This window comes from Methylobacillus rhizosphaerae, assembly GCF_900187985.1.
GTDB classification, from domain to species: domain Bacteria; phylum Pseudomonadota; class Gammaproteobacteria; order Burkholderiales; family Methylophilaceae; genus Methylobacillus; species Methylobacillus rhizosphaerae.
Window position 1 is genome coordinate 14,274 of sequence record NZ_FZOA01000007.1, and the last position, 13,159, is coordinate 27,432.

The window sequence follows — 13,159 nt, forward strand, 5'->3', positions numbered from 1 at the left end:
TTTATGATTATTGAGGTCAGCCTCTTTTCTTATCATCATGCGGGATTCGAGACTTTTTGATAGGAGAATACTGATGAACATCATCACTTACGGCAAGTTTGATACCAGGAATGTAACACCAATCACCAGCGATCTGGACGGCTGGCGTCCGGTTGAAGGCTCCCCCAGCATGAAAACCTGGATTGAATATGCCGCCGAAAATGGCAAGCTGCTATCTGGTTTCTGGGAGGCGCAGCCAGGCACTTATGAAGTGACATACAATGCCGATGAAGTGGTGCATATCTTCGAAGGCGAAGCTGTGCTGACCGAGAAGGGCGGAAAATCAGTGACCTACAAGGCTGGTGACAGTTTTGTGGTGAAGGCCGGGTTCAGTGGCACCTGGAAAACGATCAAAACCATCCGCAAGATTTTTACGATCGACCTGCCTGAAGGCGTGTCTGCCCCATTTGGCGGTTAATACTGCTTGAATCTGCCATAGCCCTGGTTGCAAAGACCAGGGCTTTTTTGTTGCGCTTTCATAAAAAAATGCCGGCGCGGGGCCGGCAAAGCGAGAGGAGATAGAGGTCAAAACAAGCAGTAGGCTGCTTTATATCTTGGCGAGAGAAACTTCAGTGGCCTTGATGAGCGCCAGCACTTCAGTACCTACCTGCAGGTTCAGTTCATTGACGGAGCGGGTGGTGATGACAGAAGTGACGATACCGACTGGTGTTTCTACGTCGATTTCCGAGACAACCGGGCCGAGGACAATTTCCTTGATACGGCCACGAAACTGGTTACGGACGTTGATGGCATGAATGGACATGGTGAATACTCCTTATTGAGTTGCGCTGTGACTATGATTTAGTGGAGAGCCTGGTGGAAGGTCACCCTACATTCATCCTCCGTGTCATGGGCTGGATGCAATTGTCTGAGCCGGGTGCGCAGCGCAGCTGGGCCGTTGGGGGTGTAGACGATCCTGACACCGCGCTTGGCTGCGCTCTGCTTGATCTTATGCGTGAAGGTATGGCTGATCCAATCGGTCACCAGCACGATCAGCTCGGTATCGTGCGGAATGATTTTCTTGCCATCACCCACTTTACGCCCCGACCAGTGGTTGATATGGGTAATGCCGAAGTTGGATAGCTCCTGCTTGATACCATCGATCTGGTCGCCGCCGACAATTAACGCTGTACTCATGATCAGAGTCTCCTGTTGTTCGGGAAGGTGCCGGATTTTGTCCGGCACCACTCCTGGTTAATCAATGTGCTTTACTGCTGGTAAATCTGGTCGAATGTGCCGCCATCGGAAAAGTGGGTCTTCTGTGCCTTCTGCCAGCCGCCAAACTCTGCATCGATAGTGATCAGGTTCAGCTTGGGGAAGACCTTTTCATATTTCTTGGCTACTGATTCCAGGCGTGGACGATAGTAGTTCTTGGCTGCAATTTCCTGGCCTTCTTCACTGTATAAATGTTCAAGGTAGGCTTCAGCAATTTTCCGGGTGCCACGCTTGTCCACTACCTTGTCCACGACAGAAACAGATGGTTCGGCGAGGATGGAGAGGGAAGGCGCCACGATCTCGAACTTGTCCGGTCCTAGCTCTTTTTGTGCGAGGAAAGCTTCGTTTTCCCAGGCCAACAGCACATCGCCAATGCCACGCTCGACAAAAGTGGTAGTTGAGCCGCGTGCACCGGAATCCAGCACTGGTACATTCTTGAGTATCTTGCCTACGAACTCGCGGGTCTTGGCTTCATTATTACCAAATTTCTTCTGGGCATAAGCCCAGGCAGCCAGGTAATTCCAGCGTGCGCCGCCAGAAGTCTTGGGGTTGGGAGTGATGACTTTGATGCCGGACTTGGCCAGGTCGTCCCAATCCTTGATGTTCTTGGGGTTGCCCTTGCGCACCAGGAACACGATGGTGGAGGTGTAGGGGGAGCTGTTGTCCGGCAGGCGCTTGATCCAGTCTTTTGGGATCAGCTTGGCTTTTTCCTGCAATGCATCGACATCATAGGCCAGCGCCAGCGTCACGACATCGGCCTGCAAGCCATCGATGACAGAGCGGGCCTGTTTGCCTGAACCGCCGTGGGAAGCTTTCACCGTGACTTTGTCGCCGGTTTTGTTCTTCCAGTATTTGGTAAAGACATCGTTGTATTCCTGGTACAGTTCGCGTGTCGGGTCGTATGACACATTCAGCAAGGTTACATCTGCAGCCAGTGTGGACAGTGGTGTGATGAGTGCTGCAACGGCAATCAGGCCGGAGAAGCGTGGAAACAGGTTTTTCATGCAGGATCCTTAGTGTGATTATTAGTAATGAACAGCATTTTGTAGTGATGGTTTTGTTTTTGTAGCTTCACTGGAAAACCGGACTTTTTCCCGGCGTTCAATCTGGGTGACGCGTCCATCGTGAACCGTGATTTCGATAGAGCCGAAACGCAACAGGTCAATGGATCTCAGGATTTCCTGGATAACTTCATCGCTTGCCTTTAGTTTGAGTTCTTGTGACATACCTTTTGCCCTTGGCAATATTCAAATCAGATGGAGCTACTTTAACAATGTCTTTAAATATAAAAAAATAATTTGTTTTTATATTTTTATACAAAAAACGAATATTGAGTCGGGGCAAAAAAAACCGGGATAACGTGTAGTTATCCCGGTGATCTATAGGAGATATACGAGTTGGGAAAAGGGCTAGAACGCGCTGACTGTCAACTCCACGTAGAAAAAGTTGGAGGTGTCTTTGCGGTCGCCGATCCTGTTTTTTACAAAATCTCCACCCTTGAAATAGGCATATCCCACATTGGCGCCGACATGCTTGTTGACCGGGAAGCGAACGCGAAGGTCCCACTCTTCTCCCAGGTCACGACCACTATTTCCAGTGGCATCGGTGCTCACCGCGCTGGCACCCCAGCGGTCAGTTGCGCTGTCCAGCTTATACCAGCTATAGCCTGTATCAATATTCACGCCGGTGAACGGGCTGAATTCGGCACGAATCTTGGTGGCATTGATGTTTTCCATCTGGATGTAATCATTGCTTGACCATGGCCGCGCAAACCCGAACAGGCGATCAAAACGTTCGCTGGTGCCGGAGCTTGATCCCTTGTCGCCACTTGCAACACCATAGTTAGCGCTGAAACGTGGTTTCCATGGGTGATCAGCGGTATAGCCAACTTCAGCGACATAGGAATAGGCGCGATGGTCCTTGGCACCATCTTCGCCCCACTGGCGGTAGTAGCTGGCATCGTAATCAAAACCTGTCTTGCCGATGAGTCCATAACCGCGCAGACCGGCAGTGTGGATTTCACGGTCATTGGCATTGGTGACAGGTACGCCTGAGGAGTTATATTTTACTTTGTCGCCATCTTGCTTGAGGTAGAAATAAGAAGGGGACAGGGTGATGATGTCTGACCATTTGCGCCAATCGAATACGGCACCATAGAACCATTGCCCGTTATCGCGCTGGTCAAGCTCTTCAGTAAAGCGAATCAGTGGTTGCAGGGCGAAAATATCGAATTCCCAATCATTTTTATGCTGACCAAAAGTGGCTCGCACACCCTGGAATGTGTTGGTGGTATTGCGCCATTCATTGCGGGCAATCAGGCGGCGATCAAGTTGCTCGAAGGCCATGCGACCAGCTTTGATACTGACAGGCCGTTCATTACCCAGATCATCCTTGCCCAGTCCATCCTTGAAAAACAGTTCCGCATAGGCCTGGATTGGCTCCGCCAGGTTCACATCACGGTTGTCACGCGCAAAGTGGCTGTGATTACGGCGGTCATCTTCCAACTCAAGCGTAAATCTCAAAGGATCAAATTTATTACGCACGGCAAGGTAGACGCGGGAGCGTAACAAAAATGGCTCATCTGTGACATTGGTGCCGCGGCGGAAGTCATTTTCGCGGTTTTCATAGCGGAAACGATAGTCAGCGCCTACATCCAGCCAGTCGATGTCAGTATATTCCTTGAGCCAGGTCTGGTTGATAGGCTTAACGAATCTTGGTGGTTCACTCTCACGTTGGGTGCCGTAAGCACGCGGAGCTACCCAGTAGCCTTTTTCAGCCTTCTTGGCTAACGCGGCTTCAGCGGCAAGTTCTGCCTTGCGCGCCTTGATACGTTCCTGCTGGTCATTTTCTTCTGCACTGAGTGTGGAGTTGGTCGTGATTTCCTCTGCATAGGCCAGCCCAGTACTCAGCACAATGCCACTCGCAATTAATAGTTGGATAATTCCAGTTTTCTTGGACAAGATGATCTCCCTGATCAAAGTATTGCTTCCAGTCGACTGGGTGCAATCCCTGTTTAAACGAATATTAATAGTAGCCGCTGCGGGTGCAGTAGGTTAAAACTGGCTCGTGAGGCCAGGTATATGCTGGCATCCATCCAGAATTACCAGATAGCCGGATGGATGTGAGATGTGTGCACTTTAACAATGGCTTCAAATAATAAAAAATAATTTTTTATTCTAATAATATTCAAATTTAAAATATGGGGAAGGGGAAAATCAACGTGAATGTTTCCACATTACATCCGGCGCATTAGCTATCCGGTTGAGATGACGCGCCATGACAAATAACAGGTCAGAGAGGCGATTGATATAAGGCAGTGAGGCAGGTGTGGTTTCTTGTTCGCGATGCAGTGTAATCAGCGTCCGTTCTGCCCGACGGCATACGGTGCGGGCCAAGTGGCACAATGCCGCGGCCCGGGTACCGCCTGGTAGAATAAATTCGCGTAATGGGCTGAGTTCTGCATTAAGAGTATCCAGCGTCTGCTCTAGGACGCTGACGCGATCAGGATTTAAAATTTGGTGGCCGGGAATGGCGATTTCGCCTCCCAGATCAAACAGATCGTGTTGTATGGCCAGCAGGGATGCTGATATTGAATCCGGGAGGGGTTCTGTAAGTAATACGCCCAATGCGGCATTGAGCTCATCCACGTTGCCCATGGCCTCTATGCGAATGCTGTCTTTGGGGGTGCGGCTGCCATCTCCCAGACCGGTGAGGCCATCGTCACCTGTGCGTGTGTATATTTTGCTGAGGCGGTTGCCCATGGGATATCCTTTGTTTTTGTGAATACCCGTATTCTAATTTGAAATGCAGGGGGCTGGTTCACAGGGGCTGCCTTGGGTACACTGTGTCAGTTTTTATTTCATATCCTGATTGAGTTCAATGTGTCGGATCATTCGTCTGAGAAACCTGCGCCAGTCATAGGAGTTTTTGATTCCGGCGTTGGGGGCCTGTCTGTATTACGGCATATCAGGGAACAGCTTCCGGATGCAAATCTGCTGTATTTTGCAGATTCATTGCATGCGCCTTATGGATCAAAAACTTCGGCCTATATCATCGAACGGGCAAGAAAAATCACTCATTTTCTTTTGGGGCAGGGGGCTCAGGCAATTGTTGTGGCCTGCAATACCGCCACTGCCGCTGCCATCAAAACGCTGAGACAGGAGTTTGCAGTGCCTGTCATCGGGATGGAGCCCGCGGTCAAGCCTGCAGTAGCAGCAACACGGAGTGGTATCGTGGGCGTGCTTGCGACCAGTGGAACGCTGCGCAGTGCGCAATTCGCAGCCTTGCTGGAAAGTTATGGCCAGCATATCAAGGTGGAGACCCAGGCGTGTACCGGGCTGGTTGAGCGCATTGAGCAGGGAGACCTGGCTTCTGCGACGACGCGAGCGTTGGTGCAGCAATATGTTGCTCCGTTGATAGCATCGGGTGCTGATACTATTGTGCTGGGGTGCACGCATTATCCTTTTGTGGAAACACTGATTGCCGAAATTGCCGGGCCGGAGGTGGTGCTGATTGATACAGGGGAGGCCGTGGCCCGGCAGTTGTGCCGACGCCTGCATGAGTTGACATTACCTGCTGAAAATCCTGCTCAGGGCACGGTCGTGTGCTGGACCAACAACGATACACCGGAAGGTGTGGTGTTCATCCGGCAATGCATAGGCGGGGAAGTCTCAGTGCAAAAAGCACCGATGGATGTATGACGCTGGAAACAATAAAGCCGGAACGAATCCGGCTTTATTGTTTAGTGGTGGCTGATGGTTTCTCCAGCCTTCAGTTTGTATTTTGTCCCGCAATAAGGACATGCAGCATGGCCGCTGGCAGCGATATCAAGAAAGACGCGCGGATGTGAACACCACAATGCCACTGCATCGGTAGGGCAGTGCAGCGGCAGGTCTTTGGCGCTGATTTCGATTTCCTTGGTGTCCGTTGTCATGGCGTCCTCTTGATTGTGTTTATACCAGGGTGAGCCAGTCGATATGCTCTGGAGAGCGGCCATGAACCACATCGAAATACTTGGCTTGCAGCTTTTCGGTGATTGGGCCGCGTGTGCCGGCGCCAATGGCACGATTATCCAGTTCGCGGATCGGTGTCACTTCGGCGGCAGTACCAGTGAAGAAGGCTTCGTCAGCAGAATACACTTCATCGCGGGTAATGCGTTTCTCGATAATCTGGTAGCCAAATTCTGTGGCTAACTGAACAACCGTATCACGTGTGATACCTTCCAGCGCGCTGGTCAGGTCTGGTGTATAGATCTTGTTATTGCGGATGATGAAAATGTTTTCACCGGAGCCTTCAGCGACAAAACCATCGACATCCAGCAATAACGCCTCATCGTAGCCATCCTGCGCAGCTTCCTGGTGTGCCAGGATGGAATTCATGTAATTGCCGTTTGCCTTGGCTTTACACATGTGGATATTGACATGATGGCGAGCGAAAGAGGAGGTCTTGACGCGAATGCCGTGCTTGATGGCATCATCACCCATATAGGCGCCCCATGACCATGCTGCGACAATGACATGCGTGGAGAGCGTCTTGGCGGAAATGCCCATGGCTTCAGCACCATAGAATGCCATGGGACGCATATAGCCTGATTCGAGATTGTTTTCACGGATCGCAGCTTTTTGCGCTTCGAGTAATGTGGCCTTGTCGAATGGCATTCTCATGCCAAGGATATGTGCCGAGCGGAACAGGCGGTCAGTGTGTTCCTGCAGGCGGAAAATTGCTGTGCCCTTGTCTGTTTTATAGGCGCGCACACCTTCAAATACGCCCATGCCGTAGTGCAGCGTGTGGGTCAGCACGTGGGTGGTGGCATCGCGCCAAGGCACCATTTTTCCGTCATACCAAATCAGACCATCGCGGTCGGCCATCGACATCTTTGTTTCTCCGTTACCAATTGCTGTCAAAACCTTCATTGTACGCGCAAGCTCTTGTATTTGAATAGCTGGTTTTCTGAAATTGTTCATGCTGGAAAGATGAACGCGTCAGGATTTTCTGGCAGCAATCCTTGGTGTGGATAAGTTGAGTGTTTTGCTGGGATATTAACCACTTTTAAATTATGGTTAATGGATGTAGAATAAAACCATAATTATTTTATGGTTAATAAGGTGGATCTGATGGAACTCAAGCAGTTTGTTGTGTTGGGAAGTATGTTATTGGCTCCTCTCACTGTCATGGCTGAGGCCGGGGATTGGGTAGTGCGTGCGCGTGCTGTGAACGTCAGTCCTGATGAAAAGAGCCGGTTGGGACATTATGTTGGTGCTGCTGGGGCTAGGCTGCAGGTAAACGATCAGGTGATTCCTGAGCTGGATATTTCTTATTATCTGACTCGGAATATTGCACTGGAGCTGATTCTGGCATTGGGCACGCGTCATGATGTCAGCATCAAGGGAGCAGGCGGGGTGGCGAGTGAGTCGCTTGGTTCTGTCAACCTGCTGCCACCAACGCTGACGGCACAATGGCATTTTCGCCCCGGGCGGATTGTTGATCCTTATCTTGGCGCCGGGCTGAATTACACCCGCTTTATGGATAATGGACTGTATTCGAAGCAAGTGGGCGAGATCCGTGTCGAGCGCAATAGCTGGGGGCCGGTGTTGCAGGCGGGGTTTGATATCAATATGAAGGATGGGTGGCTATTGAATGCTGATATCAAGTATCTGTGGGTGGATACAGATGTCAGGCTTAAGGGTGGAGCGAAGATCGACCGCCTTGATATTAACCCGTGGGTGATTGGTTTCGGCTTCGGCAAGCGCTTCTAAGTCATATTTCCCAGACATTTTCCCGATGATGGTCATTCTGTGGTTTTTTCCATGAAAACTGGTTGATCCAGCCTGTGGGAGGGTATGTGATTGATCAGGAAGGGAATCTAGAAGTGTGGTGGATGCGGTGAAGGGTGCTGCTGTCACGGGGGCGTGATATTACCCAATTTTTTTAGGGTTTTTCTTGTCCAAGAGCTTGGATAGGGAATATAATTTTGCGATTTGTTACAGCTAGATTTTTGTGTAAGGAGATAGTAATGGCAACGGCAAGCGTCTCGACTGCTGGTGTTGGTACTAGCGAACAATATAATTACGATATTATTCGCAAGTTCACCATCATGACCTTGATCTGGGGAGCGATTGGTATGTTCGTTGGCGTTTATATCGCCTCTGAACTGGCTTTTCCGTTTCTGAATTTTGACACCCCATACATTACATTTGGCCGCTTGCGTCCAGTGCATACCAGTGGTGTCATTTTTGGATTCGGTGGTAGTGCGCTCTTTGCCACTTCTTACTATGTTGTGCAGCGCACCTGTCAAACGCGATTGTTTGGCGGAGACGGGCTGGCCAATTTTACTTTCTGGGGTTGGCAGGCTGCGATTGCGCTTTCCGCGCTGGGTTACATGTTCGGTTATACCCAAGCGCGCGAATATGCGGAAATGGTATGGCCTATTGACCTGCTGGTATTGCTGGTGTGGGTCTCCTATCTGGCTATTTACGTAGGCACTTTGCTCAACCGTAAACAGCCGCATATCTATGTTGCCAACTGGTTCTACCTTGCATTCATCCTGGCAACCGCTTTGCTGCATATCTTCAATAACCTGCAGGTGCCTGTGAAGCTCTTCTCCCTGGAGTCCTACAGCTTGTTCTCCGGTACCCAGGATGCCATGACACAATGGTGGTATGGTCATAATGCTGTGGGTTTCTTCCTGACTGCGGCTTTCCTGGGCATGATGTATTACTTCGTTCCCAAGCAGGCTGGCCGTCCGGTGTATTCCTATCGCTTGTCCATTCTGCACTTCTGGGCTTTGATATTCCTTTATATGTGGGCTGGTGCACACCATTTGCACTGGACTGCGTTGCCTGACTGGACTGGCACACTGGCTGCCACATTCTCCATCATGCTGTTGCTGCCGTCTTGGGGCGGTATGATCAACGGTATCATGACGTTGTCCGGCGCATGGGACAAGTTGCGTACTGATCCTGTGATCCGTTTCCTGATTGTGGCCCTGTCTTTCTATGGCATGTCTACTTTCGAAGGCCCGATGATGTCCTTGAAGGATGTCAATGCCTTGTCCCACTACACTGACTGGACAGTCGGCCACGTTCACTCCGGTGCGCTGGGCTGGGTCGCCATGATTACCTTCGGTAGCCTGTACCATATGGTGCCGCGTCTCTGGAATACCCCGATGTACAGCGTGCGCCTGGTGAACGTGCATTTCTGGCTGGCAACCATTGGTGTGCTGCTTTACATCACTGCCATGTGGATTTCCGGCATCATGCAGGGCTTGATGTGGCGCGCATTCGATGACTTTGGCAACTTGCAATACTCCTTTGTTGAGTCTGTTGCTGCAGCACATCCGTTCTATGTCATGCGGGCTGTAGGCGGAATTTTCTTCCTGACCGGCATGATCCTCATGTGCTACAACATGTACAAGACCATCCGTCAGGGTAGTACCGCTGCACATGCGGACCTTAATGTGGCAGCAGCCTAAGCGGCTGATGTATAGACGAGTTACTGGAGTTATTCATGAAGCATGACAATATTGAGCGCAACCTGGGCATATTGCTGGTATTCACCATGCTGGCAATCAGTGTCGGTGGTATGGTTGAGATCATTCCGCTGTTCTTCATCAAGGAAACCGTGGAAAAAGTAGATGGCGTACGTCCTTACACGCCATTGGAACAGCGGGGACGGGATATCTATATTCGCGAAGGTTGCTACCTGTGCCATTCACAGATGATTCGTCCTTTCCGTGATGAAGCATTGCGCTATGGCCATTACTCACTGGCGGCTGAGTCCAAGTATGACCATCCATTCCAATGGGGCTCTAAGCGTACCGGTCCTGACCTGGCGCGTGTCGGAGGAAAATATTCCAATGACTGGCATACCCAGCATTTGACCGCTCCGCGTTCCTTGGTGCCTCAGTCCGTGATGCCTAACTATCCTTGGTTGGCGAAGAATGAACTGAAGTATGACGATATACAGGATCGCATGAAGGCGTTGCGCCGCACTGGTGTTCCATACTCCAACAGCCAAGCTGAGTATCAGCGTAACGTTGAAGAGTTTGGCGCGGATGTTGCCAAGACGCTGCATATTCCTGATGCAGAGAAAAACCTGGTTGCCCAGGCTCAGCTGGGTAATTACGATACTGACCCGAGCAACATCACTGAAATGGATGCATTGGTGGCCTACTTGCAGGTACTGGGCACCATGGTTGATTTCAAGAAATATGATGACGATTATTTCGTCAAATTCCGTTAAGAGGTAAAGATGATGGAATGGATGCTTTGGTTCACGCGTTTTGAAAATACTAAACCGTTGTCACTGGTCATTTTTTTTCTCGTGTTCTGTGGTGTCCTGTTCTATCTTTTCGGAAGCAAAACACGCAGCGAGACTCTGGAAAGTCACAAGAACATCCCGCTGCAAGATGACGAGATCTAGTTAGGAAAGCATTATGAGTCAGGATAAGGCTACGACGACAGCACCGAAAACCATGGGCCATAGCTGGGATGGCATTGAGGAATATAACAATCCCTTGCCTACATGGTGGATTTGGGGCTTTTACATTACATTTATTTTTACGGTAGTTTACTGGCTGCTGTATCCCGCATGGCCTATTGGGGGTAATTACACTAAAGGCCTGACCGGGCTGCATACCATTACCTATACGGCAAAAACTGTCGATGGCAAGGAAGTGGAGAAAACCACGCACTGGAACATGCGTTCCAAGTTCCTGCACGAAATGAATGAGATGGAAGCTATCCAGAAGCAATGGTTTGACAAGGTGGCCTCCATGTCTTACGACGATGTTGCCAAGGATGCAGAACTCATGCAATTCGTGAACTCTGCTGGTAAGACACTATTTTCTGATAACTGTGCACCTTGCCATCAGGCTGGTGGACAAGGCAAAATCGGGTTTGCTCCGAATCTGACGGATGATCACTGGCAGTTTGGCGGTACTTACGATGAAATCCATCAAACGATTGAGCATGGGCGTCGTGGTTTCATGCCGGCATTCAAGGAAGTGCTGGAGGATCAGCAGATCACACAGCTGGCGAACTATGTATTGAGCCTGTCAGGCGAACCACATGATGCCAGTTTGGCAACAGTGGGTGCGCAGCTCTTCAAGAGTGAGGAGGCCGGATGTTACTATTGCCATGGCGCAGATGCCAAGGGTAATACACAGATGGGTTCTGCCAACCTGACCGACAAGATCTGGCTCTGGGCGGATGTTGATGGTAAGGCCGGACAGGAGGCCAAATTGGCAGAAGTGAAACGTGTCATTACTTCTGGGCTGGATCGTGGTGTGATGCCGACTTGGGGTGGCCGTTTGAAGCCAGAACAAATCAAGTTGTTGACGGTCTATGTACATGATAGCCTTGGCGGCGGTCGGTAAGTCCTCCTGGCGTTGAATAAAGGCTCACGCTATGTGGGCCTTTATTTCTAGTGCAGTTGCATCTCTTTTTCTGAAGGTGGTGATGTCAGCGTGATGGAAGCAAGCAGTTCTACCAATGGTGTCAAGAAATCTCCGCTTCTGAACCGACACATTCCTATTGTTACGCGATCGGTAAAAGGCAAGTTCCGTACATTCAAAACGGCGGTCATGCTGATTGCCTATTCTGTGTATTTCTTGTTGCCGTGGATGCCATGGGATCGGCACAATGGCGCGAGCCAGGCGCTTTTGTTCGACCTAGAGTCCCGTCGTTTCTTCATTTTCAATCTGGTTGTTTATCCGCAGGATATTTTCTGGCTGGCGATGTTATTGTTCATTGCCGCTGCCTTGCTGTTTTTTACCACTGGCCTGATAGGTCGTGCCTGGTGTGGCTATTTCTGCTTCCAGACATTGTGGACAGATTTGTTCATCATGATAGAACGCATGGTGCAAGGGGAGCGCCCGGCGCGGTTGCGCTTGTTGAAACAACCCTGGAACACAGAAAAAATCCTCAAGATGGGCGCATCGCATGGCCTCATGATTCTGGTCTCCTTCTGGACCGGGGTAACATTTGCCTGTTATTTCACCTATGCGCCGGATTTCCTGCCCAAATTATTTGCGGGTACTGCTGCAGAGGCTGGATATATTACTGTAGTGGTCTTGACGATCACGACGTATGTGGCTGCAGGCCTGTCGCGCGAGCATATCTGTACGCTGGCGTGCCCCTATGCGCGTTTCCAGAGCGTTATGTATGAGCCGGATACACTGGCGGTCGCGTACGATGTGCGGCGCGGTGAAGGTACGGCTGGGCGGAAAGTGCCAAGTAAGGGCTTACGTACCCGGGAAGAGCGTCAGGCAGCAGGACACGGGGATTGTATTGATTGCGGTTTTTGTGTGCAGGTCTGCCCGACGGGCATTGATATCCGGGATGGCTTGCAATATCAATGTATCTCTTGCGGACTGTGCATTGATGCCTGCAATAACATCATGGATTCAATCGGCTCTCCGCGTGGCCTGATCAGATATGACTCGGAACAGAATATTGCCAGTCCGACACCTCACAAACCTCATCTGGACTGGAAGCGTCCCAAGGTGTTAGGGTATGCCGCTGCCTTGTTGATTGCCAGCCTGATACTGGGATATAACATCGGTTCGCGTAATGATACAGATGCCAATGTGCAGCAGATACGCCAGCCTTTGTTTATTGTGTTGTCCGATGGCAGTGTGCGTAACCGTTATCAGGTCAATATTGCCAACCGGACAGATGATGACCAGCGCTATGAACTCAAGGTACAGGGTATTCCTGCCAAGTCGCTTGATATTGGCAATATTCCGGAAATCCGTGTGCGTGCAGGCAAGACCTTGAGCCTGAATGTCAAAGTTGATCTTCCTGCGGATATGGCGCGCAATACCAAGGAGTTCTTCTTTGTCATCATTCCTACGATCGCCGATGCTGAGCCTGTGGTGATCAAGACACACTTTAATGGCCAATGA

Annotated in this window: 16 protein-coding genes; 8 read left to right on the forward strand and 8 right to left on the reverse strand. The window is 50.4% G+C overall.

Translation table 11 applies throughout. The features are described 5' to 3' along the window. The first annotated feature begins 73 nt into the window (after positions 1–73). Complete coding sequence (locus tag CHB59_RS08735) at positions 74–457, forward strand: cupin domain-containing protein (RefSeq protein ID WP_089375862.1); 384 nt, start codon at positions 74–76, stop codon at positions 455–457. A 129-nt stretch (positions 458–586) separates the two neighbouring features. Here CHB59_RS08735 and CHB59_RS08740 read toward each other — a convergent pair whose 3' ends face one another. From CHB59_RS08740 to CHB59_RS08765, 6 genes are all read right to left on the reverse strand, one after another. Beyond that, positions 587–802: a TOBE domain-containing protein gene (locus CHB59_RS08740; protein WP_089375863.1), complete on the reverse strand. Its 216-nt coding sequence runs from the start codon at positions 800–802 to the stop codon at positions 587–589. A gap of 38 nt (positions 803–840) precedes the next feature. Then, positions 841–1,176: a DUF2325 domain-containing protein gene (locus CHB59_RS08745; protein ID WP_089375864.1), complete on the reverse strand. Its 336-nt coding sequence runs from the start codon at positions 1,174–1,176 to the stop codon at positions 841–843. A gap of 71 nt (positions 1,177–1,247) precedes the next feature. Continuing rightward, a complete protein-coding gene (locus CHB59_RS08750) occupies positions 1,248–2,258 on the reverse strand; it encodes a sulfate ABC transporter substrate-binding protein (protein ID WP_089375865.1) in 1,011 nt (336 codons plus the stop codon). Between the two features lie 21 nt (positions 2,259–2,279). Beyond that, on the reverse strand, positions 2,280–2,480 hold the full coding sequence (locus CHB59_RS08755; protein WP_089375866.1) for a YezD family protein: 201 nt from the start codon (positions 2,478–2,480) through the stop codon (positions 2,280–2,282). 183 nt (positions 2,481–2,663) lie between these two features. Further along, on the reverse strand, positions 2,664–4,214 hold the full coding sequence (locus CHB59_RS08760) for an alginate export family protein (RefSeq protein ID WP_245835105.1): 1,551 nt from the start codon (positions 4,212–4,214) through the stop codon (positions 2,664–2,666). 255 nt (positions 4,215–4,469) lie between these two features. After that, positions 4,470–5,015 carry a cob(I)yrinic acid a,c-diamide adenosyltransferase gene (locus CHB59_RS08765; protein WP_089375867.1) on the reverse strand — a complete coding sequence of 182 codons (546 nt, stop codon included), beginning with the start codon at positions 5,013–5,015 and terminating at the stop codon, positions 4,470–4,472. Positions 5,016–5,135: 120 nt separating this feature from the next. Between CHB59_RS08765 and murI the strand changes: the two genes are divergently transcribed. Continuing rightward, positions 5,136–5,954, forward strand: a complete 819-nt coding sequence (murI, locus tag CHB59_RS08770) for a glutamate racemase (protein ID WP_089376020.1) — start codon at positions 5,136–5,138, stop codon at positions 5,952–5,954. 41 nt (positions 5,955–5,995) lie between these two features. Here murI and CHB59_RS08775 read toward each other — a convergent pair whose 3' ends face one another. After that, complete coding sequence (locus tag CHB59_RS08775) at positions 5,996–6,187, reverse strand: zinc-finger domain-containing protein (protein ID WP_089375868.1); 192 nt, start codon at positions 6,185–6,187, stop codon at positions 5,996–5,998. 19 nt (positions 6,188–6,206) lie between these two features. Continuing rightward, a complete protein-coding gene (locus CHB59_RS08780) occupies positions 6,207–7,127 on the reverse strand; it encodes a branched-chain amino acid transaminase (RefSeq protein ID WP_179212122.1) in 921 nt (306 codons plus the stop codon). A 240-nt stretch (positions 7,128–7,367) separates the two neighbouring features. Between CHB59_RS08780 and CHB59_RS08785 the strand changes: the two genes are divergently transcribed. The 6 genes from CHB59_RS08785 (at position 7,368) to ccoG (ending at position 13,159) form a co-directional block, all read left to right on the forward strand. Then, on the forward strand, positions 7,368–8,009 hold the full coding sequence (locus tag CHB59_RS08785; protein ID WP_089376021.1) for an OmpW/AlkL family protein: 642 nt from the start codon (positions 7,368–7,370) through the stop codon (positions 8,007–8,009). Positions 8,010–8,266: 257 nt separating this feature from the next. Continuing rightward, positions 8,267–9,724, forward strand: a complete 1,458-nt coding sequence (gene ccoN / locus CHB59_RS08790; RefSeq protein WP_089375870.1) for a cytochrome-c oxidase, cbb3-type subunit I — start codon at positions 8,267–8,269, stop codon at positions 9,722–9,724. A 35-nt stretch (positions 9,725–9,759) separates the two neighbouring features. Then, complete coding sequence (gene ccoO / locus CHB59_RS08795; protein WP_089375871.1) at positions 9,760–10,494, forward strand: cytochrome-c oxidase, cbb3-type subunit II; 735 nt, start codon at positions 9,760–9,762, stop codon at positions 10,492–10,494. 21 nt (positions 10,495–10,515) lie between these two features. Then, on the forward strand, positions 10,516–10,674 hold the full coding sequence (locus tag CHB59_RS08800; RefSeq protein ID WP_245835109.1) for a cbb3-type cytochrome c oxidase subunit 3: 159 nt from the start codon (positions 10,516–10,518) through the stop codon (positions 10,672–10,674). A 13-nt stretch (positions 10,675–10,687) separates the two neighbouring features. Beyond that, complete coding sequence (gene ccoP, locus CHB59_RS08805; RefSeq protein WP_089375872.1) at positions 10,688–11,629, forward strand: cytochrome-c oxidase, cbb3-type subunit III; 942 nt, start codon at positions 10,688–10,690, stop codon at positions 11,627–11,629. Positions 11,630–11,722: 93 nt separating this feature from the next. Next, positions 11,723–13,159 (forward strand): cytochrome c oxidase accessory protein CcoG, encoded by a 1,437-nt coding sequence (ccoG, locus tag CHB59_RS08810; protein WP_089375873.1) that lies wholly within the window; start codon positions 11,723–11,725, stop codon positions 13,157–13,159.

Excerpts from the sequence above, each read along its gene's own strand:
- CHB59_RS08735 (WP_089375862.1), top strand. The coding sequence starts at position 74 with ATGAACATCATCACTTACGGCAAGTTTGATACCAGGAATGTAACACCA.
- CHB59_RS08740 (WP_089375863.1), bottom strand. The coding sequence starts at position 802 with ATGTCCATTCATGCCATCAACGTCCGTAACCAGTTTCGTGGCCGTATC.
- CHB59_RS08745 (WP_089375864.1), bottom strand. The coding sequence starts at position 1,176 with ATGAGTACAGCGTTAATTGTCGGCGGCGACCAGATCGATGGTATCAAG.
- CHB59_RS08750 (WP_089375865.1), bottom strand. The coding sequence starts at position 2,258 with ATGAAAAACCTGTTTCCACGCTTCTCCGGCCTGATTGCCGTTGCAGCA.
- CHB59_RS08755 (WP_089375866.1), bottom strand. The coding sequence starts at position 2,480 with ATGTCACAAGAACTCAAACTAAAGGCAAGCGATGAAGTTATCCAGGAA.
- CHB59_RS08765 (WP_089375867.1), bottom strand. The coding sequence starts at position 5,015 with ATGGGCAACCGCCTCAGCAAAATATACACACGCACAGGTGACGATGGC.
- CHB59_RS08775 (WP_089375868.1), bottom strand. The coding sequence starts at position 6,187 with ATGACAACGGACACCAAGGAAATCGAAATCAGCGCCAAAGACCTGCCG.
- CHB59_RS08780 (WP_179212122.1), bottom strand. The coding sequence starts at position 7,127 with ATGTCGATGGCCGACCGCGATGGTCTGATTTGGTATGACGGAAAAATG.
- CHB59_RS08785 (WP_089376021.1), top strand. The coding sequence starts at position 7,368 with ATGGAACTCAAGCAGTTTGTTGTGTTGGGAAGTATGTTATTGGCTCCT.
- ccoN (WP_089375870.1), top strand. The coding sequence starts at position 8,267 with ATGGCAACGGCAAGCGTCTCGACTGCTGGTGTTGGTACTAGCGAACAA.
- ccoO (WP_089375871.1), top strand. The coding sequence starts at position 9,760 with ATGAAGCATGACAATATTGAGCGCAACCTGGGCATATTGCTGGTATTC.
- CHB59_RS08800 (WP_245835109.1), top strand. The coding sequence starts at position 10,516 with ATGCTTTGGTTCACGCGTTTTGAAAATACTAAACCGTTGTCACTGGTC.
- ccoP (WP_089375872.1), top strand. The coding sequence starts at position 10,688 with ATGAGTCAGGATAAGGCTACGACGACAGCACCGAAAACCATGGGCCAT.
- ccoG (WP_089375873.1), top strand. The coding sequence starts at position 11,723 with ATGGAAGCAAGCAGTTCTACCAATGGTGTCAAGAAATCTCCGCTTCTG.